Below are 22,955 nucleotides of genomic sequence, written 5' to 3' on the forward strand. Positions count from 1 at the left end.
CTTTATCTGTCTGTAAACTGAGAGGCAACATTCTATCAGCTCTCAGGGTTCACGCCACCTGCTTATTCTGAAGACCCAGAATAAGTACCCAGATCATGTACAGGCCCCAACAATCTCTGCTATAACCAATGGTAGCGCTAACATATAAGAACAACTCTCATTAGCGATGGCAGCCAGGCAACCGCCTGAAGAGGGAGCACAGCTGATATGATATCCACCCCTGAACGAGCAACAACGTTGCAGGCACGCAGACTGGGTATAGACACCCGTCAGGAACCTATCATCTACCTTAGAGCCGACAGCCCGGTCTGCCGTTCAGAAGGATTCTCGGCACTATCAAGAGTACTGGTTCACACGGAACACAATAAAATTATCGCCACCCTGAATATTATCACCGGCGAAATGCTACGCCGCGGCCAGATCGGATTCTCTGAATCAGCCTGGCTCAGACTTCACTTAAACACCGATGATAACGTCTGGCTTTCCCACCCACGGCCCGTCCAGTCACTCTCTCATGTGCGCGCTAAAGTTTACGGTCATTCACTGAATAAATCGCAATTTCAGGAGATCATCAACGACATCGTCGATGGACGTTACGCTGACGTTCATATTGCAGCGTTTATTACGGCCTGCGGTGATGACAAACTCAATGATACCGAGATTACGGCACTGACCCAGGCGATGATCGACTCCGGCAGTCGTATTGACTGGGAGGAACCTCTGGTCATTGACAAACATTGTGTCGGCGGACTCCCCGGCAACCGAACCACCCCCATCGTTGTCTCCATTCTGGCCGCCAGCGGTCTGACGATGCCAAAAACATCATCACGGGCGATCACCTCACCCGCTGGCACGGCTGACACCATGGAAACCATGACCGATGTTAGTCTGACACTGGAACAGATGAAGCAAGTCGTCAAACAGGAAGGTGCGTGCCTTGCCTGGGGCGGCTCTGTTCGTCTCAGCCCCTCAGACGACATTCTTATCCAGGTTGAACGGGCATTAGATATTGATAGCGAAGGCCAGCTGATCGCCTCTGTACTATCAAAAAAGATCGCCGCCGGTGCTACCCATGTATTGATCGATATTCCAGTTGGCCCCACAGCTAAAGTTCGCTCTCAGGAAGCCGCCGATAAACTGGCCAATTCCTTCATGACCGTTGGCGAACGGCTTGGCATTAAAATTCAGATTCTCTATACCGACGGCAGCCAGCCCGTCGGTAACGGCATCGGGCCTACCCTTGAAGCGAAAGATGTGATGGCCGTATTACAAAATGACACCGATGCTCCCCAAGACTTGAAACAGAGAGCGCTCACCATGGCTGGGGCGATGTTGGAAATGTCCGGCACCGCAACTCCGGGAACCGGCTCAGATAAAGCCACTAGCATCCTGGAGACAGGACTGGCCTGGGAAAAATTTGCGTCGATCTGTAACGCCCAGGGCGGTATGAAGCAGCCCGGTGAAGCATCTTATCTATACAAACTCATGACCGAAAAAGCCGGCCGTGTTGAATCGATCGACAATCGTCTTCTGGCTCAGGTGGCAAAACTAGCGGGCGCACCGATCGACCTTACCGCAGGCGTCGAGATACACGCCAAGCTCGGCCAACAGGTTCACCCTCAAGACCCGTTACTGACTATCCACGCTGAAAGCTCTGGCGAACTCAACTATGCGGTCGACTTTCTCGAAAGTCATCCGGACATTATCTGCCTGACCTCCGAGGTAACTGACACATGAAAACCATCCTGATCAACCTGGAATCTGATCCTGTACTGGAAGCTCAGCTGTGCGATGAGCTCGACGCCCGCCGGGGCGAACTGGAGCTGCGTCGTTTTCCAGACCAGGAGACTTACCTTCGGGTTATAACCGAATGTAAAGACCACAATGTCGTCATTCTGTGTAACCTTTATCAACCAGACAACAAAATACTCAGACTGCTACTGCTGGCCACAACCCTCAGAGAGATGGGGGCACAAAAAATCGGCCTGATCACCCCCTACCTGGCTTATATGCGCCAGGATAAGCAGTTTCATGATGGCGAGTCTGTGAGTTCACGCCCATTTGCCAAACTCATTTCTGAACACCTTGATTTTTTAGTTACCGTAGACCCACATCTACACCGCTACAAAACTCTGGATGAAATCTATAATATTCCTTCCAAAGTTGTGCATGCCGCACCATTAATTGCCGACTGGATCAAAGATCATATACAGAATCCGTTATTAATTGGCCCCGATAGTGAAAGCGAACAGTGGGTTTCTGAGGTAGCTAAGCTAGCCGACGCTCCCTTCCAGGTACTCAACAAAACGCGACTCGGTGACTATGACGTTGAGGTCACACTGCCTGAGGTCGAACGCTGGCTCAACCATACGCCGGTCTTAGTCGATGATATTATTTCCAGCGGACGCACCATGATGGAGACGGTCATCCACCTTAAAGAAGCGGGCATGCCTAAAGCCACCTGTATTGCGGTACATGGCATCTTTGCAGGTGATGCTTATCAACAACTTGAATCGATTGCGAATGTGGCCACCAGCCGCTGTATTGTGCACCCAAGCAGTGTGATTGAGATAGCCCCTGCAATCGCGGTAGCGACCCAAAAACTTCTGAAGGAATGAGTCACACAACGATCTCCCAGAGAGAACTACAGCTCTACCCACTCTTCATCAATCAGGAAGAGGCAGACCGCCTCTTCCTGACATTGGTACAGCAGCTTAACTGGCGGCAAGATCAGATAAAAATGTTTGGCAAGTGCGTCAACATTCCCCGCCTCCAGTGCTTTCAGGGTGATCCAGGCATTAAGTACCATTATTCGGGGCTAAGCCTGAAAAGTGCGCCCTGGCACCCTTTAATTAAAACGATAAAACAGCGCATAGAAGTGCTCAGCGGACATCGTTTCAACTCGGTCCTGATCAACTACTATCGAAATGGTCAGGACAGCATGGGCTGGCACAGTGACGATGAGCCCGAACTCGGTAAAAATCCAGTCATCGCCTCATTGAGCCTGGGGCAGCAACGCCGTTTTCTCTTCCGTCACCGGTTTGATAAAACGATTTCCCCACAGGAATACTTGCTCAACAGTGGCTCCCTGCTGATAATGGCGGGGCAATTACAACATAACTGGCAACACAGCGTGCCCAAAACCCGCCGGCCATCAGAGGGACGAATCAATCTGACCTTCCGATGGACCTACACCACCGATACAGAGATGGAATAATCGATGAACGCCGTTATAGACCTGTTGAACAGCCACCGTTCAATCCGTAAATTTACTGACCAGCCGATCACTCAGGAGATTATCAACACTCTGGTTCAAGCCGGTCAGTCAGCCGCGACTTCTAGCTTTATTCAGGCATGTACCGTTGTTCAGGTGAATGATCAGAGCAAACGTGAACAACTGGTTGAATGCTCCGGTGGACAAGCCTACGTTGGCGAAGCCCCTGTATTTCTTGTACTTTGTGCTGATATGCAGCGTAACAAACTAGCCTGCGAAATGAATGATGCTGCGATTAATTCAGGCTTTACGGAACAGTTCATTACCGCCACCGTTGATGTCGGCCTGTTTGCTCAGAACCTTACCGTCGCCGCAGAGTCCCTCGGATTAGGCGCGGTCTATATTGGCGGCATCCGTAACCAGATCGCCCGGGTATCAGAACTACTCGACCTGCCTGAACTGGTTTATCCTGTGTTTGGGCTTTGCCTGGGCTATCCAGACCAGAATCCGGAAGTTAAACCCCGCCTGCCGGTCGACGTTGTTCTTAAACAAGACAGCTATAACGACAGCAGCGATCAGGCAACCATCACCGAATATGACAAGTTAGTCAGTGACTACTATCGCACCCGCACTGGCGGCAATAAAGAGATGACCTGGAGCGAACAGATGTCCGGCATGCTGGTAAAAGAAGCGCGACCACATATGTTGCCGTTTTTGAAAGATAAAGGTTTTTTATTGAAGTAAGGTTTTCTGGAAAATCTTAATTCTGAAGCGGCCAGAGGCTAACGCACAGCTACGCAGTTTAGAAAAATCAGGGCATCTGATGTCCGCTTGTAGCTGTAGACTAACCATTCCTGCAATCAAACCAATCACGCCACCCCATTGATTTATCACTATAATCCAGACACAAAAAAGCTCCTATCATTTCTGATAGGAGCTTTTTAAAAGCAGCGTAAATTAAGCAGCTGTTTTTGCAGGCGCTTTAGCAGCAGGTACTACAGAAGCAGTGCTTTCAGTCAGGATAGCCTGAACTTCAGCAAAGTAAGCCTTGGTGCTTTCTGCAGATGCCTGAGCTTCAGCTTTAAGCGCTTCAAGGTTCGCCTTAGCCTCTTCAGACTTCAGGGAAACAAAAGAAGTTAGCGCTTCAACGTCTTTGATTGCTGACAGGGCTTGAAAATCAGCCTGTGCCTGAGCAATCTGCTTCTCAGCAGCAGCTTTCTGAAGCTCTAATGCCTTAGTAAAGGTTGCTGTGTTTAGCTCGATCAGTTTTTGAACTGGAGCACCAAAAGCAGAGAAGTCAGCAGCAGGAATGTTGTTAAACATGATTTATACCCATATAGGAATGTAAGAATTTAATTGATAGGGTGATGGTATAGCGCTTTATGCTGCAGTGCAACAATTCATATTTATTAATTACTAATTTTCCTATTTAACCCTTCCCGCTCTACGAGCGACAGTCTTCTATCATTGCGTCAACAAAGCAACTAACGCAATCTCATTTTCCTCATCATACTATCTGAACTTGACAGCCTCTGAATAACAAGAACAGCACCACTGTTATACTGTTTTTGCCTAATAACTTTAAAACGACATCCTCTCCTTATATGATGCGGCAAAGCATATATTGAGACCCTTTTTCATGAACAAAAGTCTACTGACTAACCTGGCGGCGCTTATCGCAGTGATCGCCGGTATCGTTGTTAATAATGACATAGTACTCACCATCGGTTTATTTGCACTGTCTGGTGCTCTGACCAACTGGTTAGCGGTGTATATGTTATTTGAGAAAGTACCGGGACTTTACGGCTCAGGTGTTATTCCGGCCCGATTTGAGGATTTCAAACTCGGCATTAAAGCGTTAATGATGGAGCAGTTCTTTACTAAGGATAATATCGAACGCTTCCTGAGTGCAGAAAATGGGACACAACCAGATTTGCATCTGGCGCCCGTCATTGAAAAAGTAGACTTCTCACCTACCTTTGACTCACTGATAGAAGTCATTCAAGACTCCTCATTCGGTGGTATGTTAGCTATGGTCGGTGGCACTCAGGCTCTGGAACCGATGCGTGAACCCTTTGTGGATAAGATCAAATCCTCCATTGAAGAGATGACCCGGGATGAGCACTTCATCGCTATGCTTCGCGATGAACTGGAAAGCCCAGACGTCATGGAAGAGATGCAAGCCAAAGTGGAAACTATTGTAGAGCAGCGTATTAGTGAACTAACACCTCAGCTGGTGAAAGAGATCGTACAACGAATGATACGTGAACACCTTGGCTGGCTGGTCGTCTGGGGCGGTGTTTTCGGCGGACTGATCGGTTTCGTCGCGGCAATATTACGTCTGTAATGCAGAGTTAACAGACTGTCACTGTTTAACAGCGACAGTCTGAGCACAACTGATCTGATAGTTACAAACCCCGACAAAGTGCCAGAACGGCATACCTGACAGCATTGCGCTCTGGTCATTCATCACTCTACAAACCAACCCCCTCATCAGAGTTCCCGTCCAAGAGAAAATTATCTGACATAAAGGTTAATCCTGAATCATAAACTCTTCTAACTTTAACTCTTCAGCAGGTACAGGCTTACCAAACAGGTAACCCTGATAGATATGACACCCAAACTCATGAAGCCGTTGTCTTTGCGCTTCAGTTTCGACACCTTCTGCGATGACCTTAAGACTCATGCTTTGGGCCAAAGCAATAATTGTCTGTGCGATAGCCGTATCGTTTGGGTCAGTGAGTAGGTCACGGACAAAGGTCTGATCAATTTTCAGATAGTTAAGTGGCAATTTCTTTAGATAACTCAGAGAGGAGTATCCGGTACCAAAGTCGTCGAGTGCGAAGCCTATGCCTTGTGCACCCAGCTGCCACATCTTATTAGCAACATCATCAATATTGTTAGATAAAACGCTCTCCGTCAGCTCTAGATTCAAACTGCCAGGCTTGACACCGGTTTTCTCAAGGATCTCTATTACAGCCGCTACAAAGTCTGGATGCTGATATTGGCGGGCACTGACATTCACAGCAACGGTTAAAGCGCCAAAACCAGCATCTTCCCATCGTTTCAGCTGTTGGCAAGCTTCTTCCAGAACCCATAGACCGATAGATAGAATCTGCCCCGTCTCTTCAGCCACAGATATAAAATCCAGTGGTGAGACCATACCGCGCTCCGGATGATTCCAGCGTATCAACGCTTCAGATCCAATCACAGCACCATCAGAATCCACCTGCGGTTGGTAGTAAAGCTGAAATTGCTTATTCTCAATCGCCAGATGCAGATCAGTCTCAAGTTGAGCTCGCCGGCTCGCCGCTTCCTGCATTTTCGGATTAAAGAAACGAATCGTATTTCTACCTGCGGCCTTTGCCTGATACATAGCCAGGTCAGCCTGCTGTAAAAGCTGATCAATGCCAACCTTATTATTATCAGAAAACACTGTAACGCCAATACTCAGAGTACTGTGGTGATTGAAACCTGAAAAAGTGTAATATTGATTTTGCGCTTCAAGTATTTTTTCACTCAGATTACTAATCTGGCTCATCGCAACCTCTGAATTAACGTCCAGATCTGTCAGCATGATAATAAACTCATCGCCGCCGAACCGGGCGACTGTATCGGTTTTTCGAACAAGGCAGGTTAACTGTTCGGCAACTTTCTGTAACAGAATATCACCCTGATGATGGCCTACGGTGTCGTTCAGCGTCTTAAAATTATCTAGATCAATAAATAACAGAGCACCTTCTCTGCCATAGCGCTGTGAAGCCATTACTGCCTGTTCAAGACGTTCTGTGAGCATTCTCCGGTTTGGTAGCTTCGTTAAAGAGTCGTAATAAGCCAGCTGCCGAATATGCTTTTCTGATGCTTTACGTTCGCTGATATCGGTGAGCGCCCTAACATAGTGAGTGATAGTCCCATGATCATCTGTAACGGTTGTAATCATTAACCACTCAGGGAAAATTTCACCGTTTTTACGTTTACAACAGATCTCTCCCTGCCACTGACCCCGATTGCGTACTTCTTGCCTGATCTGATCATAAAACGCTTGAGGGTGCTCGCCTGAACGAAGAATCTTAGGTGTTTTACCAATTACGTCTACCGGGTTGTAGCCGGTAATATCCGTAAATGCCTGGTTTACGCTGAGAATTACGTTATCAGCATTAGTAATACACATCCCTTCCTGGGTTTCAAAAGCCACACCAGCAACCCTGAGTTGATCTTCATTTTGACGTCTGATAACGATCTCATTGCTCATCTGCTCAATGTTACTTTCAATGGTGTCTGCCATTGCATTAAACGAAGCGGTAAGGCGCCCCATCTCATCCCGGCTATGAATTGGCAATCGATGATTCATATCTCCATTATGAAATCTTTGGATGCCGTCATTTATAGCGGTGATCCGACGGGTCAATGAGTTAGCCATCCAGATCGCTATAGCGATAACAATAATAATGAGTATTACCGTTGAGATAGCCAGCTCAAGTGTTGAAACGCTAAGCCGGTGTTGAATCGAAGAGATGAGCGCGTCACGCTGTTTCTGATAATCAATTATCTTAGAGGTAATAATATTTGAAATACGGCTACCTGATTCAACCGCCGCAAGATGAAACTCATCCACATTGGCACCAATAGTAACAAAACCAAATCCTTTTCTGCTCTGACCATAACGGCCGGTATAATAGGGAATAGTGGCTGCAGTGGTAAGTTTCCAAAGCCCACTGAAATAGATAACAAACGACCCAGAACCACCATCTCGAGTCAGTTGATCCCAGCCCTGACATTGAGGGGAGAAGTTCAAATAACGACAATCCAGGGCTATAGTGCCCTGACGAATCAGTTCTTTCGCTGGCTTTTTATTCAAAGAAGGCTGGTCAAAATAAGGGATCCCAGCGAGGAATTCATGAGAGGGCAACTTCGACTGCTGCCACGCCTGATACAGTTCACTGTCCATCCAGGGCGTTTCAGGCAATCCTGTTTCATGATGATAACCATGAATAAAATAATCTCTGGGGTGGGAAATAGAACGATTCTTGTGATCCCACATGAAAGCGTAATTACCCTCTATCGAGTCCGCTATCTGAGTGTAACGTTGTTCTGTAGGCGTGATTCGGTCAGTAAACTGACGTATATGATCGTGATTCAAAGCCAGAGTAACATAACCAACTATTTTTCCATCTTTCAGCAATGGTGTAGCCCATCGAACAATACCCTGAAAGCGTTTCCCCATTGGATTTTCTGTACCTGCATATGCAGATTCTTCCGGCTTAAAATCAAGACCAGCTTTGGATACGCTTTCGGGAATATAGGGCCCTATGACTGAGCTTTTAACATATTCTCCAATAACTTCAGAAACATAGATTTCACCCGCTTGCAGTGATTGCAACTCTGACCAGTAAGTTTCTGCTTTCGCGAAAGTCTGCAAGCGTTGAGAAGTATCAATCAAGGATTTTTTATCGCCATCATCACTAGAAACTTTGAGTATCTCCACGCCATCCAGGCCGATCAGCGTTATTTCCTGATACAAACGAACCGATTGTTTTTGCCCAAAAAACTCTTCCTCTCGCTGATGAAACTGCTTAGCATTGTCTTTAAGTTCTGCTTTTACGTTTGGCGACTCTGAAAAGCGTTTATCTTCGACCGCAAGCCAGTGGCTTTGATCTGGGGATAATGCCCACTCACCATGCTGATATAAATCTCGCGTTCTATTATTGAAAAAGTGTCTGAAGTTTTGCTCTGTGGGTTCAAGCAACGCGACCAGACGGATGTCCTGATCCCTTTCATAGAGGAACTTGGCAACCGCTTGCGCCGTATCCGTGGTGAGTCGCTCGATCGCTTCTCTTGAACGACTATCCAGCGCTTTTGTGCTGTCATCAATGACAATATTGCCAACATTCTGGATTGTTTCGAACATTCCATCAGTCATTTCAGCAGAACGATCAGTAACTTTTTTCCCCAGTTCGGTCGCCGCATTCCAGGCAAAAAAAGCCAGACAGATTAATGGAATTACCTTTATGAGGACAAAAATACTTATCAGCTTTCCGCGAGTGCTTTCAATATATTTCATTGCCAAGCGAAGATCCCTTTCTTCTACACTAAGATTGATACCACTCTAGTGCATCATTGAAAGACCTGCGTGGTACTTATTTACCAATTTGGTGAGTCACACAAAAACGCTAAAACCCGGATTCACCACCTTTCAGACACACAAAAAGCGCCTAATAGCGCTTTGTCTTCATCTTTAAGTAAATTGCTCCACTACATTTAACAAGCCTCACAGCCACGATTGAGAGGCCAGAATTGATAACTGAGCAAAAACGACTTCAGAGTTTAGTGGACCATTCATCAATCCATTCCGCTGCAGCTTCGTCCGGATCTGGTGTTTCACAACTATCGATAAACAGCGCCTGCCCCACCGGCTTAGCGCCAAGATCATACATCAGCTCATTCATCTGTTTGCCGCCTTCGGCAAAAGATTCATATGAGCTATCACCTAGTGCAATAAGGCCAAATCTAACCTTTGTAAAATCGGGAGAACGATCTTTCAACTGACAGTACAGCGGCATCAGATTGGCGGGGATTTCACCCTGCCCGATTGTTGCAGTGCAGATTAACAACACATCAGGCTGAGCGATCACTTGCTCATAGGCTGGCTCACTCAACAGCACTGCCTTATGACCTAAGTTATTTAACTGTTCGGTGCAGTCATCTGCTATCTGACCGGCATTGCCATAGGTTGAGCCCACTAATACTTGTATATCCGCCATCAATCCACCTTCTGTTGCTTTAAAACCAGCCTCCCCTTGAAGCAAGCCATATAATAAAGAAAATACCCAGCCAGTTGAACGTCATTTTTATCTATTCATCATTTACCCGACTGTTTTTGTCAACTATCTTATATATGACCATTCAGAAAGAAAACAAGGGGAATAAGACAATGCCTAACAACCATGTCAGCCACCTTCTGAACAAGTTAGAGGAGCACTCCACCGAGCAAACCCAACTTGTCGACTGTAACTTTTCTATCAGCAAAGAGGACCAGATCAAAGTAGAGGCAATGGCAGAGCTGTTTCAGCTGCCCGCCGACAAGCTGGTTGCCGACCTGCTCCATACCGTCCTGCTGGAAATGGAAGAGAAAATGCCTTATCGGGCAGGCTCCAACGTCATCCGCGTTGAAGAAGGGGATCCGATCTACGAAGATGTCGGTCCAATGCCGCGCTATATGGCAATCAAGAACCGTCTGAATAAATCGACTAAATGCGCTTAAAAAAACAGCAAAGCCAAATACTCTGCTGTTTAAACAGCATGGGGGCTTACACCCCCTTACTGAATAGTACCCAGCCTGAAACTTAAAGTGTCTTCAGGTAAGCAATCAGATAATCCTGCTCAGCAACGTCAGAAATTGCTACGTGGCGCATCCGCGTGCCGGGAACCAGTTTGGCATTGTCAGCAACCCATTGGCGCAGATTGTCTTCCGTCCAGGTAATACCTGATTTTTGCAGCGCTTCAGAATAGGCAAAACGCGGCAGGGCTGCAGCTTCACGACCGACTACGCCCGTCAGACTTGGGCCAAAGGCATTTTTACTGCTATCCGCTGTATGACAGGCCTGGCAGCGTTTAAACACTTCTGCTCCAGCCGCAACCATTGCAGCTTCTTCCGCCTGTACAGGCGAAGCCATCACTCCGGCCAGTGCGGCCACAGACAGCAACTTAACCATTACTTTATTCATTTTCAGATACTCTCATCGTAATTTATACGGGTCTGAGAAGTATACTTTCTGACAGACTCCGAGAACTTACTACTTGAGTACCCTTTTACAGCAACCGATGACCTACATCAGTAGGACATATACGCAAAAACGCGGCATACGCCGCGTTTTAAAAGCCTGACTCTATGCTGTGATTACACCTGTTCGGCGATAATCTTCTTCCACTGAGCAGGGCCGGTGTTATGAACGGAAACACCGTTCGTGTCTACGGCAACAGTAACCGGCATATCCTTCACTTCAAACTCGTAGATCGCTTCCATCCCCATTTCAGGAAAGGCCAGTACTTCAGCATTCGTAATTGCCTTAGATACCAGGTATGCAGCACCACCCACCGCCATCAGATACACCGCTTTATTATCACGAATAGCATCAATCGCAACCGGTCCACGTTCAGATTTACCGATCATTCCCAGCAAACCAGTGCTTTCGATTACCTGACGAGTGAATTTATCCATCCGGGTAGCCGTCGTTGGACCAGCAGGCCCAACAACTTCCTCACGTACCGGGTCAACCGGACCCACGTAATAGATAAAGCGCCCTTTCAGATCAACCGGCAGATCTTCACCGTTGTTAAGCATCTCGACCATGCGCTTATGCGCAGCATCACGACCGGTGAGCATCTTACCGTTCAGCAAGACAGTTTCACCTGGCTCCCAGCTCAACACATCTTCAGGCGTCACGGTATTCAAATCGACACGACGGGTATTAGAACCCACTTCGAATGTCACTTCCGGCCACTCATCCAGGCTCGGCGGGGTCAATACAGCCGGACCGTTACCGTTCAGCTTGAAGTGAGTATGGCGGGTTGCCGCACAGTTAGGGATCATACATACCGGCAGTGAAGCTGCGTGGGTAGGATAATCCATAATTTTGATATCCAGTACAGTCGTCAGACCACCCAGACCCTGCGCACCTATACCCAGAGCGTTGACTGCATCCATGATTTCGATACGCAGTTCTTCAACGCGATTCTGTGGTCCACGCTCACGCAGCTCATGGATATCAATCGGGTCCATCAGGGACTCTTTCGCCATGACAGCAGCTTTTTCAGCGGTACCACCAATACCTATGCCCAACATACCCGGTGGACACCAGCCTGCACCCATTGTAGGAACAGTCTTCACTATCCAATCAACAATACTGTCAGATGGGTTCAACATCGCCATCTTAGATTTGTTTTCTGAGCCGCCGCCTTTCGCCGCAACATGTACTTCTACTTCATCACCTTCAACGATCTCGTAGTGAATCACCGCTGGAGTATTATCTTTAGTGTTCTGACGCTTACCGGCAGGATCAGCCAATATAGAAGCACGCAACACATTGTCGGGATGAGTGTAAGCCTGACGCACACCTTCGTTGACCATATCGGTCACGCTCATTTTGGCATCCCAGACAACATTCATACCGACTTTCAGGAAAACGGTAACGATACCCGTATCCTGACAGATAGGACGTTTACCTTCGGCACACATACGGGAATTAATCAGGATTTGCGCCATAGCGTCTTTAGCCGCTGGGTTCTCCTCCTTCTGATAGGCTTCGTGCACACCCTGGATAAAGTCGATCGGGTGGTAATAGGAGATGAACTGCAGCGAGTCGGCAATGCTGCTGATGAAATCGTCTTGGCGAATTACGCTCATGATTGGCTCCGCGGTATCAGGCTAGAATGTAAGTAAGACCGGTCAAAAGAGGACTATCGATGTAGTCCTTAAGTTCTGCGCAATATTATACACTAATTTAATCATCGGACGTTGCCCGGCCTTAGTATTAAACAGAGCCTATTCAGCAGGTTATCAATAGGATGCTTTTTATAAACTCAAACAATACAACAGGCCAAACACCATAAAGAACCGACCACTGGCCGGAGGCAAAGATATCCTTCCTGCTTCGGTTAACTGTTGTTTATAAAGCCAGTAGATAAGCGGTAAACTTCCCAGCCACCATAATCCGGGAATAACCTCTGTAACCCAAAGTATCAACGATATACCCGCGACCAGCAGCAACAGCGTGACATACAAACCTTTCGCCGCATTCAGTCCTATCCGCACCGTCAGGGTTCGAATACCCGCGGCAGAATCACTCCTTACATCCCTGATCTCATTGGCCAGAAGTAATAACGAACTAACCAGACTCACCGGGATCGACCGATAGAAGACTGACCAGCTAAGTTCTCCTGCCAGTATAAAATAACTACCACAGACCATCAGCACGCCCATCAGCCAGAACACTAACACCACGGCTAAGCCTCGCCGCTTAAAGTTGACCGGCTCAACGGTATAGCCCAATCCACCAAGCAGCCCGATCGACAACAGTATAAGTAACTCGAGCCCGGTAACACTCAGAAGACTAACGCCTATCGCCGACGCCAACAGAAAGCACACTAACCCTAGTCTGAAATTACGAATGACCTGCTGACGGGCATTGTGATTTTTCAATTGTTTCAAATCAGCGTGGTCATTAATCAGGTTCACTCCCGCTTGAAGCACCAAAGCACCCAACAGAATCAGGAAAGCCACCGAGTAATTAAACGCAGGCAATCCAGCAGCACTAACGATACCGACCAGACAGGTGATCAGTGCCACTGAAAAAGAGAATGGGCGCAAGGCCCGCCCCAGCGAATACTTATCCTGTTTCATCAATTCCCGTGATATCCCTTACATGAGCAGACATAAAAAAAGGTATCAGCAGATACCTTTTTACACTTAACAATCCTTAACTTTCGCTTTCATAGGCCGGCGCATTGGGCAAGTCACGCATCAACAACGCAAACTCCAGATCAGCATCGACATCCAGTGCTATACGTACTTTATGACCCGAACCCGGCGCGCAATCTCTTGCCTCACCCTGCAAGTTTTCCATCTGTTCAAGCTTAAACTTCTGATTACCTGTTGGCGTCATTAATTCCAGAGTATCACCCACCATAAAGCGGTTCTTCACTTCGAAATCGATAGTCCCCTTCTGTTGATCACGGCCGATCACTTCACCGACAAACTGCTGGTGAACGCCCACAGAATTACCCGTTTCGTAGTTCTGATATTCATCATGAACATGACGACGATAAAAGCCTTCGGTATACCCCCGGTTAGCGAGATTCTCCAGATTATCCATCAGACTCATATCGAAGGGACGCCCCGCTGCAGCATCGTCAATCGCCTTACGATACGCCTGAGTCGCCCGGGCAACGTAATAATGAGACTTAGTACGTCCTTCAATCTTTAACGAATGAATGCCCATATCGGTCAAACGCTGCACATGCTGAATCGCGCGCAGGTCTTTAGAGTTCATAATATAGGTGCCGTGCTCATCCTCAAACGCAGGCATATACTCACCCGGACGGGTCTCTTCCTGAAGCAGATAGGTCTTATCAGTAGGCTCACCCTCACCCAGTGCAGGCTGAACCGACGCTTCATTCGGATCAAAGTTCTGCACCGGAATCAGATCACCATTATCATCCTGCTTTGCCTCATGAGCGTCATACTTCCAGCGACATGAATTAGTACAAGTGCCTTGATTAGGGTCTCGGTGATTAATATAACCGGACAGCAGGCAACGACCTGAATAAGCGATACAAAGAGAGCCATGGACAAATACTTCCAGCTCCATCTCCGGGCACTTTTCACGCATCTCTGCGATCTCATCCAGAGACAGCTCTCGCGACATAATTATGCGTTCAATACCCGCCTGATGCCAAAACTTAACACTGGCCCAGTTCATGGTATTACTCTGCACTGACAGATGGATAGGAATATCCGGCCAGTTTTCTTTCACCATCAGAATCAAACCAGGGTCTGACATAATCAGCGCATCAGGCCCCATTTCAACGACAGGACGCAAATCATCAATATAGGTCTTCAGTTTATTGTTATGCGGCATGATATTACTGGCCACATAGAACTTTTTGCCCTGTGCGTGGGCGATATTAATCCCCTCTTGCAGGTTATCCAGGTTGAAGTCGTTATTACGTACCCGCAGGCTGTAACGTGGCTGACCGGCATATACGGCATCAGCCCCATAAGCAAAAGCGTATTTCATATTGCGCAGCGTACCCGCTGGCGAAAGTAGTTCTGGTTTAAACATTATTCACAACGTAGAAAAGTTAAGGACTGGCTCAAGCCATATCCTGTAGGGATATTTCGAACAACGGTGTATAAATTGAACCGCGTTCGCCAGGTTTACTCTGGAACAAAATAACCGAATCAGCCAGGCTGAAGAGATCAAGTTCCGGCCAGTCCTGTGGCGGTATAAATCGATTTTTAGCAGGCAAACGCCCCAGTGTGATATGCGGTTTAAAGTGTTCCTCTTCAAACTCAATACCCGCTTCTAAGGCGATCTCCATCATCAAACGATTGAGGCGACTCAGCGCTTCATCTTGCGGACTCAGCGCAGCAACCACCGCCAGCTGTTTACTGATCGGATAATAATCGGCCGTATTCACATGAACCTGAAACGAGTTAACATCCGCCAACTTAGCCCGGGCGATCGCTTCCAGTCGATCAATCTGCCCCAAAGAGACATCACCAAGGAAGCAGAGTGTCAGGTGGTAGGACTCAGAATCAACCCAATTGACTTCCACATGCTTATCATACTGACACAAGTTATCAGCATGGTCTGCCAGCCAGCGAGCAACAGCATCCGGCAGAGCCAGCGCAAAGAATGCACGTATTTCCATTAAAGCATCGTCTTCCTAATCAAAAAGACCCACTATTTTGCCCGTCCCGGGAGTGGATCGCAATCACTAAACTGTATAAAAAACACTCACTATCAGACAGAAGCCTGCGAGCGAACTTTTTTCTGCACCGGCAAGGTTAAAATTCGGCTCAACCAACTGTTGATCGCCGGGTATGCCTTCAAATCAAATCCTGCCACTTTTGGCCAGGAGAGAACGGCTGCACCATGGAAATCCGCTACAGTAAGCTTATCTGCAACCAGATACTCTTTGCCCTGCAGATGGCTCTCAAGCACTGGTAAAAAGCGCGCCAGTATTTGAGCCTGATGATCGATAACCGCCTGATCAGGTTCTCCCTGAGCATATTTAATTGCCAGCAACATCTCCAGTGCCGGCACCTCGATCTGATTACTGATAAACAGACTCCAGCGATACAGATCTGCTTCTTTCTCAAGAGTATCGACCCAAAGCTCACCATTCCCGTATTTACGGGCCAGATAGAACAAGATCGCCTGACTCTCCCATAACACCAAATCACCATCAACCAGCGAAGGGAGTTTTCCCGTGGGGTTTATAGCCCGGTATTCATCACTTTGCGTCGCTTCACTGCGCGGCTGCATCGGGATATTTTCATACTCCAGCCCCAACGTTTCAAGAACGCACATCACCATGCTGGCTCTGGAATAAACACCACCATAAACTTTAATCATTGAACTATCCTTTTCCACTGACGTACCATCAACGTTAGATCTGCTCTATTTTTAATTGCAGGTTATTCAGTTTCTGTCTGATTTGCAGCAGCTCTTTATTCAGCAGTAACCGGGAGCCATCGATCGCTTTAACCGCCTGTTCATTCACCCTCACCCGACGCTCAAGACCGGCAGCTGAACCCTGATTGGTTTTCATCGACTTCATCTCTTCCGCCAGGAAAGCCAGCTTTTTACTCAAATCACTTTGTGCGGATTCAATCGATTCTGACAACACCTGGAACTCAGTACCCAATGCCGCAATACTCTGCTTAACCGCAGCCACCTGTTTAACGGCACCCTGCCCTTTCGCTTCAGCTGTTTTAATCTGCTTACCTAACATAGCCAGATCAGCTTTCAGACTTTTGAGTGTTTTTGCCTGCGCGCTCACCAGGGCGGTGCTTGCTGCCAGCTGTTTCTCTAACTCGGCAATTTTAGGGGCATTACGCTGATGCGCCACTACCCATAACTTGGCAATTTCAGAATTCAGTTTGGCCGTTTCTGAGTCCAGCTTACTGAATTTCTGCTGTGTCGTTGATGCCTGTTTTTGCACCTGACTCTGCAGAGTCTCACCAGACTGGGCTGCACTGCTCTCAGCAACCTGTAACAATTGCTGTAACTCAAGCACTTTTTCATCTATGCCCTGACGCTCTGATTCAAGAGTCAACAGTTGCTGATGTTGCAGAAAGTTCCAATACGCTAAACCGCCCACAGAGGCCGCCAGTAACAAAATAATAAAAAAACTCAGGCCGTTACCACCGGAACCACTCTTCTGGATAGAATCTGGCTGCTGATGATTACCATCACTCTGAGACTGCCCACCCTTCGGGGGTTCAGACTTAGATTCAGACGCATTAACAGAAGTTTTTATTTCAGGCTCCCGTTCAGCCGGTCCAAAACTGGGCAGGTCCAGATCTTTATCCTGATCACGCATATCACTCACTCAAATTGTGGGTTTGATTCAGAACAGTCGATTTTACACTATTCAGTCTTTTTTTGGCCAAAAGAAAAGCCCCGTGCAGAACACGGGGCTTTTCAAATGGCTAAGGCGTAGTAAGCCGGTATTACATCATACCGCCCATACCGCCCATACCACCCATACCACCCATATCAGGCATGCCTGGAGCACCACCTTCAGAAGGTACATCAGCAACCATCGCTTCAGTGGTAATCATCAAGCCAGCTACAGAAGCAGCCGCCTGCAGAGCAGAACGTGTCACTTTCGCAGGATCAAGAATACCCATTTCGATCATGTCGCCGTACTCGCCAGTGGCAGCATTGTAACCAAAGTTACCTTCACCCTTCTCACGGATGTTAGAAACGATGACAGAACCTTCTTCACCTGCGTTACCAACGATCTGACGCAGTGGCGCTTCAAGCGCACGGAATGCCAGTTCAACACCAACACTCTGATCATGGTTGTCGCCTTTCAGCACGCCCACATTATCCAGTGCACGGATCAGTGCAACACCACCGCCAGGAACAACACCCTCTTCAACAGCAGCACGGGTAGCGTGCAGTGCGTCTTCAACACGGGCCTTCTTCTCTTTCATCTCAACTTCAGTCGCAGCGCCTACCTTGATAACCGCAACACCGCCGGCCAGCTTAGCAACTCGTTCCTGCAACTTCTCACGATCGTAATCGGAGGTAGTCTCTTCCATCTGCGCACGAATCTGAGAAACACGCGCCTCAATAGCAACCGCCTCACCTACACCATCGACAACAGTTGTGTTCTCTTTAGTGATAGTCACACGCTTCGCCTGACCCAGCTGTTCCAGGGTAGCTGTTTCCAGACTCAGACCCACTTCCTCAGAGATAACAGTACCGGCAGTCAGAATCGCCAGATCTTCCAGCATCGCCTTACGACGATCGCCAAAACCAGGCGCCTTAACTGCTGCTACCTTAACAATACCGCGCATGTTGTTAACAACCAGAGTTGCCAGCGCTTCACCTTCAACATCTTCTGCAATGATCAACAGTGGACGAGAGGTTTTAGCAACCTGCTCCAGAATAGGCAGTAAATCACGGATGTTAGAAATTTTCTTATCAACGATCAGCATCAGCGGGCTTTCCAGCTCAACGCTCATGCTATCCTGGTTGTTGATGAAGTAAGGAGACAGGTAGCCACGATCGAACTGCATACCTTCTACAACGTCCAGTTCGTTTTCCAGACCTGAACCTTCTTCAACAGTGATAACACCCTCTTTACCAACTTTGTCCATCGCTTCAGCGATGATGTCACCCACCTGGGTGTCAGAGTTAGCAGAGATAGTACCTACCTGAGCGATCGCTTTACCATCAGCACAAGGAACCGCCATCACTTTCAACTGCTCTACAACAGCGGCAGCCGCTTTATCGATACCGCGCTTAAGATCCATTGGATTCATGCCCGCAGCAACAGACTTCAGGCCTTCATTAACAATCGCCTGAGCCAGAACGGTTGCCGTCGTTGTACCATCACCCGCAACATCATTCGCCTGGGAAGCAACTTCTTTAACCATCTGCGCGCCCATGTTCTCGAACTTATCGCTCAGCTCGATCTCTTTCGCTACAGATACACCGTCTTTAGTGACGGTAGGAGAGCCAAATGCCTTATCCAGAACAACATTACGACCTTTAGGCCCCAGTGTAGTCTTAACAGCGTCAGCCAGAATATTTACACCCGCCATCATGCGAACGCGAGCATCGTTACCAAATAGTACTTCTTTAGCCATTTTGAAAAATCCTGTGTCTAAAATTCAATCAAAAACGTTTGCCAGTCAGCTGAACTCAGCTTTCCAGTACACCGTAGATATCGCTTTCATTCATGATCAGCAGCTCTTCGCCGTCAACTTTAACGGTATTTGATCCTGCGTACTGACCGAACAGTACAGTGTCACCGACCTGGACATCTAAAGCCTGAACTTCACCAGTGCTGGTAATACGACCAGTACCAATAGCCAGAACTTCACCCTGATTAGGCTTTTCTGCAGCAGAACCTGGTAGCACGATACCACTTGCGGTAGTTGCTTCTTCTTCTTTGCGGCGAACAACAACACGGTCGTGAAGCGGACGAATTTTCATTGAATCTATCTCCTGATCTCTTGATCAAAAAAGTGATTTTTGTTTTAAAGCGCAGTAGCCGAAGCCACTACGTACCATTAGATGACTGAATAAATGGGGGCGGTAAAAATCATTTCAACGCCCAGTAGAAAAAAATTTAATCTTCGCGACGAAAATCGCCATCAATCACATCGCCATCCCGGTCTTTACCCTGAGGATGCAGAGGATGAGCTCGGTGAACGAAAGGCGTTTCAGCATTACCATCCTGCTGTTGCTGCGACATAGCCACAACCGTAAAGCGACTCATCACCAGCCGGGCAAAACGTTTACGCGTAAAAGGAATAAGGCAGAGAAAACCCACGACATCGGTGACAAATCCAGGTGTCAGCAACAGCGCACCACCTACGGCAAGCACAATCCCTTCGACCATCTCATTTCCGGGTATCTGCCCCTCATTCATACGCTGCTGAGCCCGCGCCAACGTAGAAATCCCCTGATAACGCAACATATTAACGCCAATGAACGCCGACAGAAGTACCAGACCCACGGTGTACCAGGCACCAATAGCCTGCCCCACGTTAATCAACAGAGTAATCTCAATTACCGGAACGATAATAAAAAGTAAAAACAGAAAACGCATAGTACTCCAACCTTCTGCGCCGGAATCATACCGGGCTATCGAAAATATTTTTTCTTTAGATCTAAATAAGCACTAAAGAATTGCGAATAGAAAAAACGCCTGTTAATCAACATAGTTAGGGGCATTTTCTCATTTTTCAACCCTTCTCCAATAACGAGCAATCGCAGCATTTACATTAAAAAACCTCAAAAAACACAAGTACCGTCATGCAATATTATCTCTTACCAATCAGTCACTTAATAAACAACTCCTTAATTTTCAACATGGTAACCCGTTGTTTATTAAGAAATAAGCAATCTAACACTTTTAGGCAGTAGACTTTTGTGCAGAAGCGTTATAAGTTCTTACTCAGCATATTTTGCAATGCACAATAACTGCTATATTAAAAATTAAAATATAGAAGATAAGGTAGTAGAACTGATGGAATTGAAAGATAAAGTAATCGTTGTAACCGGCGGTGGTCGTGGTCTGGGTCGTGCTATGGCGTTGGAACTGGCGCAAAAAGGCGCGAAGCTGGCACTGGCTGATCTGGATCAGGAAGGTCTGGATGAGACCATTGGTATGTGTATGGAGTTCGGCGTAGAAGCCCGTGGTTACATCGCAAACGTTGCTGACGAAGCTTCTGTTGAAAAGCTGTTCGCCGACGTGGCATCCGACTTTGGCGCACTGAATGGCCTGGTAAACAACGCTGGCGTTACGCGTGACGGCCTGTTTATTAAAGTTAAAGAAGGTAAAGTTGTTGGCAAGATGAGCCTGGACAACTGGAATCTGGTTATGGACGTAAACCTGACCGGTACTTTCCTGTGCGGCCGTGAAGCAGCTATCAAGATGATCGAGCTGGGCTGTGAAGGCTGTATCGTCAACATCTCTTCAATTTCACGTCACGGCAACATGGGCCAGACTAACTACACTGCGACTAAAGCAGGCGTACAGGCAATGGCTGTTACCTGGGCTAAAGAACTGGCTCGTTACGGTATCCGTGCAGCATCAATCGCTCCAGGTTATATCGCGACTGAAATGGTTATGAGCATGAAGCCAGAAGCACTGGAAAAGATCGCTGCTGGCATCCCTGCTAAGCGTCTGGGCAAGCCACAGGAGATCGCTAACACTGTAGCCTTCATCATGGAAAATGACTATGTTAATGGTCGTTGCATCGAGGTTGATGGTGCGCTTCGAGTTTAATTTCTAACTCAAGCTACTCAATAAAAAAGCCAGCAGAAATGCTGGCTTTTTTTGTTTTATATTTGTGCCGTCCTATAATAATTTGTATCTTATTAGCACCCCCTCGTTTAATCGAACTTAACCACAGCACCTAACCTTCCTGACAGCTGTCTATACGTTAAAAAAACAACCTCAGGTATAAAGAGGCCAGAACAAAAAGAGCCCTTCTCAATTGTTGCCTCCATCGCTGATGAAAGAGACAATGATGCTCCATTCAAGCAAGGAACTGACAATGTCGTCTGCGCCATCCGGATCTGAATCCTGGATTCAATCCAGTAAAATCTATCTGCATCCACGAGCGATCACTCTTTTTTTCCTGGGTTTTTCATCCGGACTACCTATATTGCTGGTGTTTGGCACCTTGTCTTTCTGGCTCCGCGAGGCAGGCATAGAGCGCAGTGTAATTACCTATTTCTCGTGGGTGGGGCTGGCTTATGGCTTTAAATGGATCTGGGCTCCTCTCATAGATCGTCTACCGATTCCTTTGCTTTCAACGCTACTTGGTAGAAGGCGAAGCTGGCTGGTGTTGGCACAACTGATGCTGATCTTTAGCTTATCTGGACTGGCATTTTCAAATCCGTTGGTAAACCTCGAAGCGATGGCTATCCTGGCGCTCGTCGTAGCCTTTAGCTCTGCAACTCAAGACATAGTCATCGACGCTTACCGCATTGAATCGGCAGGAGAAAGACTTCAGGCCGCTATGGCCGCTACCTATATGGCTGGCTATCGTATCGCCATGATTGTTGCTGGCGCCGGAGCATTATCTCTGGCCGCCTGGGCATCACCGGCTAGTGATGCTTATTCAATGGAGGCCTGGCGCACCGCATATCTATTTATGGCAGCCCTGATGGGTATCGGCCTGCTAACCAGCTTCATCATCACAGAGCCAAAAGCGGTGGATATGGATCAGGAAACCTTAGAGCAACAACAAAAAGTTGTCGCCTTCAGCGAAGGTCTTGCCCATCTTCCACACTGGCTCTCACGTTGTCTGGGGTGGCTTTATATCGCTCTTTTCTGTCCTTTCCGCGACTTTATTCAGCGTTACGGAATGCAGGCCATTATTATCCTGGCACTGATCAGCACGTACCGCATTTCCGACGTAATCCTTGGCATTATTGCCAATGTTTTCTATGTCGATATGGGGTTTACTAAAGAAGAGATCAGCAAAATTATCAAAGTCTATGGTGTCATAATGACCATTATTGGCGCTGGTGTTGGTGGGATTCTGGTCAATCGTTTTGGAGTCATGAAGATCCTGTTCAGCGGGGCATTACTGGTTGCACTGACTAACCTGTTGTTTGCCTGGTTGGCCAGCGTAGGCAACGACACGCTTGTTCTGACTGTCGTGATCTCCCTGGACAACCTCAGTGGAGGTATTGCAACCGCCGCCTTTGTTGCTTACCTTTCCAGCCTGACTAACATCCAGTATTCGGCCACACAATACGCGCTATTCAGCTCAGTGATGCTGCTATTCCCTAAGTTTCTAGGCGGATTTTCAGGTGGGTTTGTCGATAGTTTCGGATATATCTGGTTCTTTAGCGGGGCTGCATTATTGGGATTACCCGTACTGATACTGGTCTGGATGGCTTCCCGGGCACAGCAAAAGAGCCGTACAGAAAAGAATGCTCAGGAATCGGTTACCGATACCTGAACAAGCAAGCGT

General features: G+C 47.5%; 21 protein-coding genes. 8 read left to right on the forward strand and 13 right to left on the reverse strand.

The window, feature by feature from the left end; translation table 11 throughout:
- The first annotated feature begins 207 nt into the window (after positions 1-207).
- The 4 genes from AMJAP_RS13780 to nfsA are packed head-to-tail and all read left to right on the forward strand — an operon-like array spanning position 208 to position 3,958.
- On the forward strand, positions 208-1,737 hold the full coding sequence (locus AMJAP_RS13780; protein ID WP_019619955.1) for a thymidine phosphorylase family protein: 1,530 nt from the start codon (positions 208-210) through the stop codon (positions 1,735-1,737).
- Positions 1,734-2,618, forward strand: coding sequence for a ribose-phosphate diphosphokinase (locus tag AMJAP_RS13785; RefSeq protein WP_019619954.1), 885 nt, complete (start codon positions 1,734-1,736; stop codon positions 2,616-2,618). The genes AMJAP_RS13780 and AMJAP_RS13785 overlap by 4 nt, the downstream gene beginning before the upstream one ends.
- Positions 2,615-3,217, forward strand: a complete 603-nt coding sequence (locus tag AMJAP_RS13790; RefSeq protein ID WP_026339918.1) for an alpha-ketoglutarate-dependent dioxygenase AlkB family protein — start codon at positions 2,615-2,617, stop codon at positions 3,215-3,217. The genes AMJAP_RS13785 and AMJAP_RS13790 overlap by 4 nt, the downstream gene beginning before the upstream one ends.
- A 3-nt stretch (positions 3,218-3,220) precedes the next feature.
- Positions 3,221-3,958 carry an oxygen-insensitive NADPH nitroreductase gene (gene nfsA, locus AMJAP_RS13795; protein WP_019619951.1) on the forward strand — a complete coding sequence of 246 codons (738 nt, stop codon included), beginning with the start codon at positions 3,221-3,223 and terminating at the stop codon, positions 3,956-3,958.
- Between the two features lie 213 nt (positions 3,959-4,171).
- Here the strand turns inward: nfsA and AMJAP_RS13800 are convergent, their stop codons facing one another.
- Positions 4,172-4,537, reverse strand: a complete 366-nt coding sequence (locus AMJAP_RS13800) for a hypothetical protein (protein ID WP_019619950.1) — start codon at positions 4,535-4,537, stop codon at positions 4,172-4,174.
- Between the two features lie 316 nt (positions 4,538-4,853).
- Between AMJAP_RS13800 and AMJAP_RS13805 the strand changes: the two genes are divergently transcribed.
- Complete coding sequence (locus AMJAP_RS13805) at positions 4,854-5,561, forward strand: DUF445 domain-containing protein (protein ID WP_019619949.1); 708 nt, start codon at positions 4,854-4,856, stop codon at positions 5,559-5,561.
- A 186-nt stretch (positions 5,562-5,747) separates the two neighbouring features.
- Here AMJAP_RS13805 and AMJAP_RS13810 read toward each other — a convergent pair whose 3' ends face one another.
- Together AMJAP_RS13810 and AMJAP_RS13815 are read right to left on the reverse strand one after the other, a co-directional pair.
- The gene (locus AMJAP_RS13810) at positions 5,748-9,275 is read right to left on the reverse strand and encodes a putative bifunctional diguanylate cyclase/phosphodiesterase (protein WP_019619947.1); all 3,528 of its coding nucleotides are present in this window, start codon (positions 9,273-9,275) and stop codon (positions 5,748-5,750) included.
- 256 nt (positions 9,276-9,531) lie between these two features.
- Positions 9,532-9,975 (reverse strand): flavodoxin domain-containing protein, encoded by a 444-nt coding sequence (locus AMJAP_RS13815; protein WP_019619946.1) that lies wholly within the window; start codon positions 9,973-9,975, stop codon positions 9,532-9,534.
- A 170-nt stretch (positions 9,976-10,145) separates the two neighbouring features.
- Between AMJAP_RS13815 and AMJAP_RS13820 the strand changes: the two genes are divergently transcribed.
- Positions 10,146-10,475 (forward strand): hypothetical protein, encoded by a 330-nt coding sequence (locus AMJAP_RS13820; protein WP_019619945.1) that lies wholly within the window; start codon positions 10,146-10,148, stop codon positions 10,473-10,475.
- 82 nt (positions 10,476-10,557) lie between these two features.
- On the opposite strand, the gene AMJAP_RS13825 is transcribed toward AMJAP_RS13820, so the two are convergent.
- The 10 genes from AMJAP_RS13825 to AMJAP_RS13870 all read right to left on the reverse strand — a co-directional run bounded on the left by AMJAP_RS13825 (position 10,558) and on the right by AMJAP_RS13870 (position 20,071).
- Positions 10,558-10,938 carry a c-type cytochrome gene (locus AMJAP_RS13825; protein ID WP_019619944.1) on the reverse strand — a complete coding sequence of 127 codons (381 nt, stop codon included), beginning with the start codon at positions 10,936-10,938 and terminating at the stop codon, positions 10,558-10,560.
- Positions 10,939-11,111: 173 nt separating this feature from the next.
- Positions 11,112-12,617: a fumarate hydratase gene (locus AMJAP_RS13830; protein WP_019619943.1), complete on the reverse strand. Its 1,506-nt coding sequence runs from the start codon at positions 12,615-12,617 to the stop codon at positions 11,112-11,114.
- 168 nt (positions 12,618-12,785) lie between these two features.
- Positions 12,786-13,613 (reverse strand): prenyltransferase, encoded by an 828-nt coding sequence (locus AMJAP_RS13835; protein WP_019619942.1) that lies wholly within the window; start codon positions 13,611-13,613, stop codon positions 12,786-12,788.
- Positions 13,614-13,689: 76 nt separating this feature from the next.
- Entirely contained in the window at positions 13,690-15,054 is a 1,365-nt protein-coding gene (trhP, locus tag AMJAP_RS13840) for a prephenate-dependent tRNA uridine(34) hydroxylase TrhP (RefSeq protein ID WP_019619941.1), read from the reverse strand.
- 31 nt (positions 15,055-15,085) lie between these two features.
- Positions 15,086-15,646, reverse strand: a complete 561-nt coding sequence (gene thpR / locus AMJAP_RS13845; protein ID WP_019619940.1) for an RNA 2',3'-cyclic phosphodiesterase — start codon at positions 15,644-15,646, stop codon at positions 15,086-15,088.
- A 92-nt stretch (positions 15,647-15,738) separates the two neighbouring features.
- Positions 15,739-16,353: a glutathione S-transferase family protein gene (locus AMJAP_RS13850; RefSeq protein ID WP_019619939.1), complete on the reverse strand. Its 615-nt coding sequence runs from the start codon at positions 16,351-16,353 to the stop codon at positions 15,739-15,741.
- A gap of 34 nt (positions 16,354-16,387) precedes the next feature.
- Complete coding sequence (locus AMJAP_RS13855) at positions 16,388-17,323, reverse strand: coiled-coil domain-containing protein (RefSeq protein ID WP_019619938.1); 936 nt, start codon at positions 17,321-17,323, stop codon at positions 16,388-16,390.
- A 130-nt stretch (positions 17,324-17,453) separates the two neighbouring features.
- Complete coding sequence (gene groL / locus AMJAP_RS13860) at positions 17,454-19,103, reverse strand: chaperonin GroEL (protein ID WP_019619937.1); 1,650 nt, start codon at positions 19,101-19,103, stop codon at positions 17,454-17,456.
- 55 nt (positions 19,104-19,158) lie between these two features.
- Positions 19,159-19,452: a co-chaperone GroES gene (locus AMJAP_RS13865; RefSeq protein ID WP_019619936.1), complete on the reverse strand. Its 294-nt coding sequence runs from the start codon at positions 19,450-19,452 to the stop codon at positions 19,159-19,161.
- Between the two features lie 136 nt (positions 19,453-19,588).
- Positions 19,589-20,071: an FxsA family protein gene (locus tag AMJAP_RS13870; RefSeq protein ID WP_019619935.1), complete on the reverse strand. Its 483-nt coding sequence runs from the start codon at positions 20,069-20,071 to the stop codon at positions 19,589-19,591.
- A gap of 420 nt (positions 20,072-20,491) precedes the next feature.
- On the opposite strand from AMJAP_RS13870, the gene AMJAP_RS13875 reads away from it, so the two are divergent.
- Together AMJAP_RS13875 and AMJAP_RS13880 are read left to right on the forward strand one after the other, a co-directional pair.
- Positions 20,492-21,253, forward strand: a complete 762-nt coding sequence (locus AMJAP_RS13875; RefSeq protein WP_019619934.1) for an SDR family oxidoreductase — start codon at positions 20,492-20,494, stop codon at positions 21,251-21,253.
- Between the two features lie 271 nt (positions 21,254-21,524).
- Positions 21,525-22,943, forward strand: a complete 1,419-nt coding sequence (locus AMJAP_RS13880) for an AmpG family muropeptide MFS transporter (protein WP_019619933.1) — start codon at positions 21,525-21,527, stop codon at positions 22,941-22,943.
- Positions 22,944-22,955 lie beyond the last annotated feature (12 nt).

Source organism: Amphritea japonica ATCC BAA-1530, assembly GCF_016592435.1.
In the GTDB taxonomy this organism is placed as follows: domain Bacteria; phylum Pseudomonadota; class Gammaproteobacteria; order Pseudomonadales; family Balneatricaceae; genus Amphritea; species Amphritea japonica.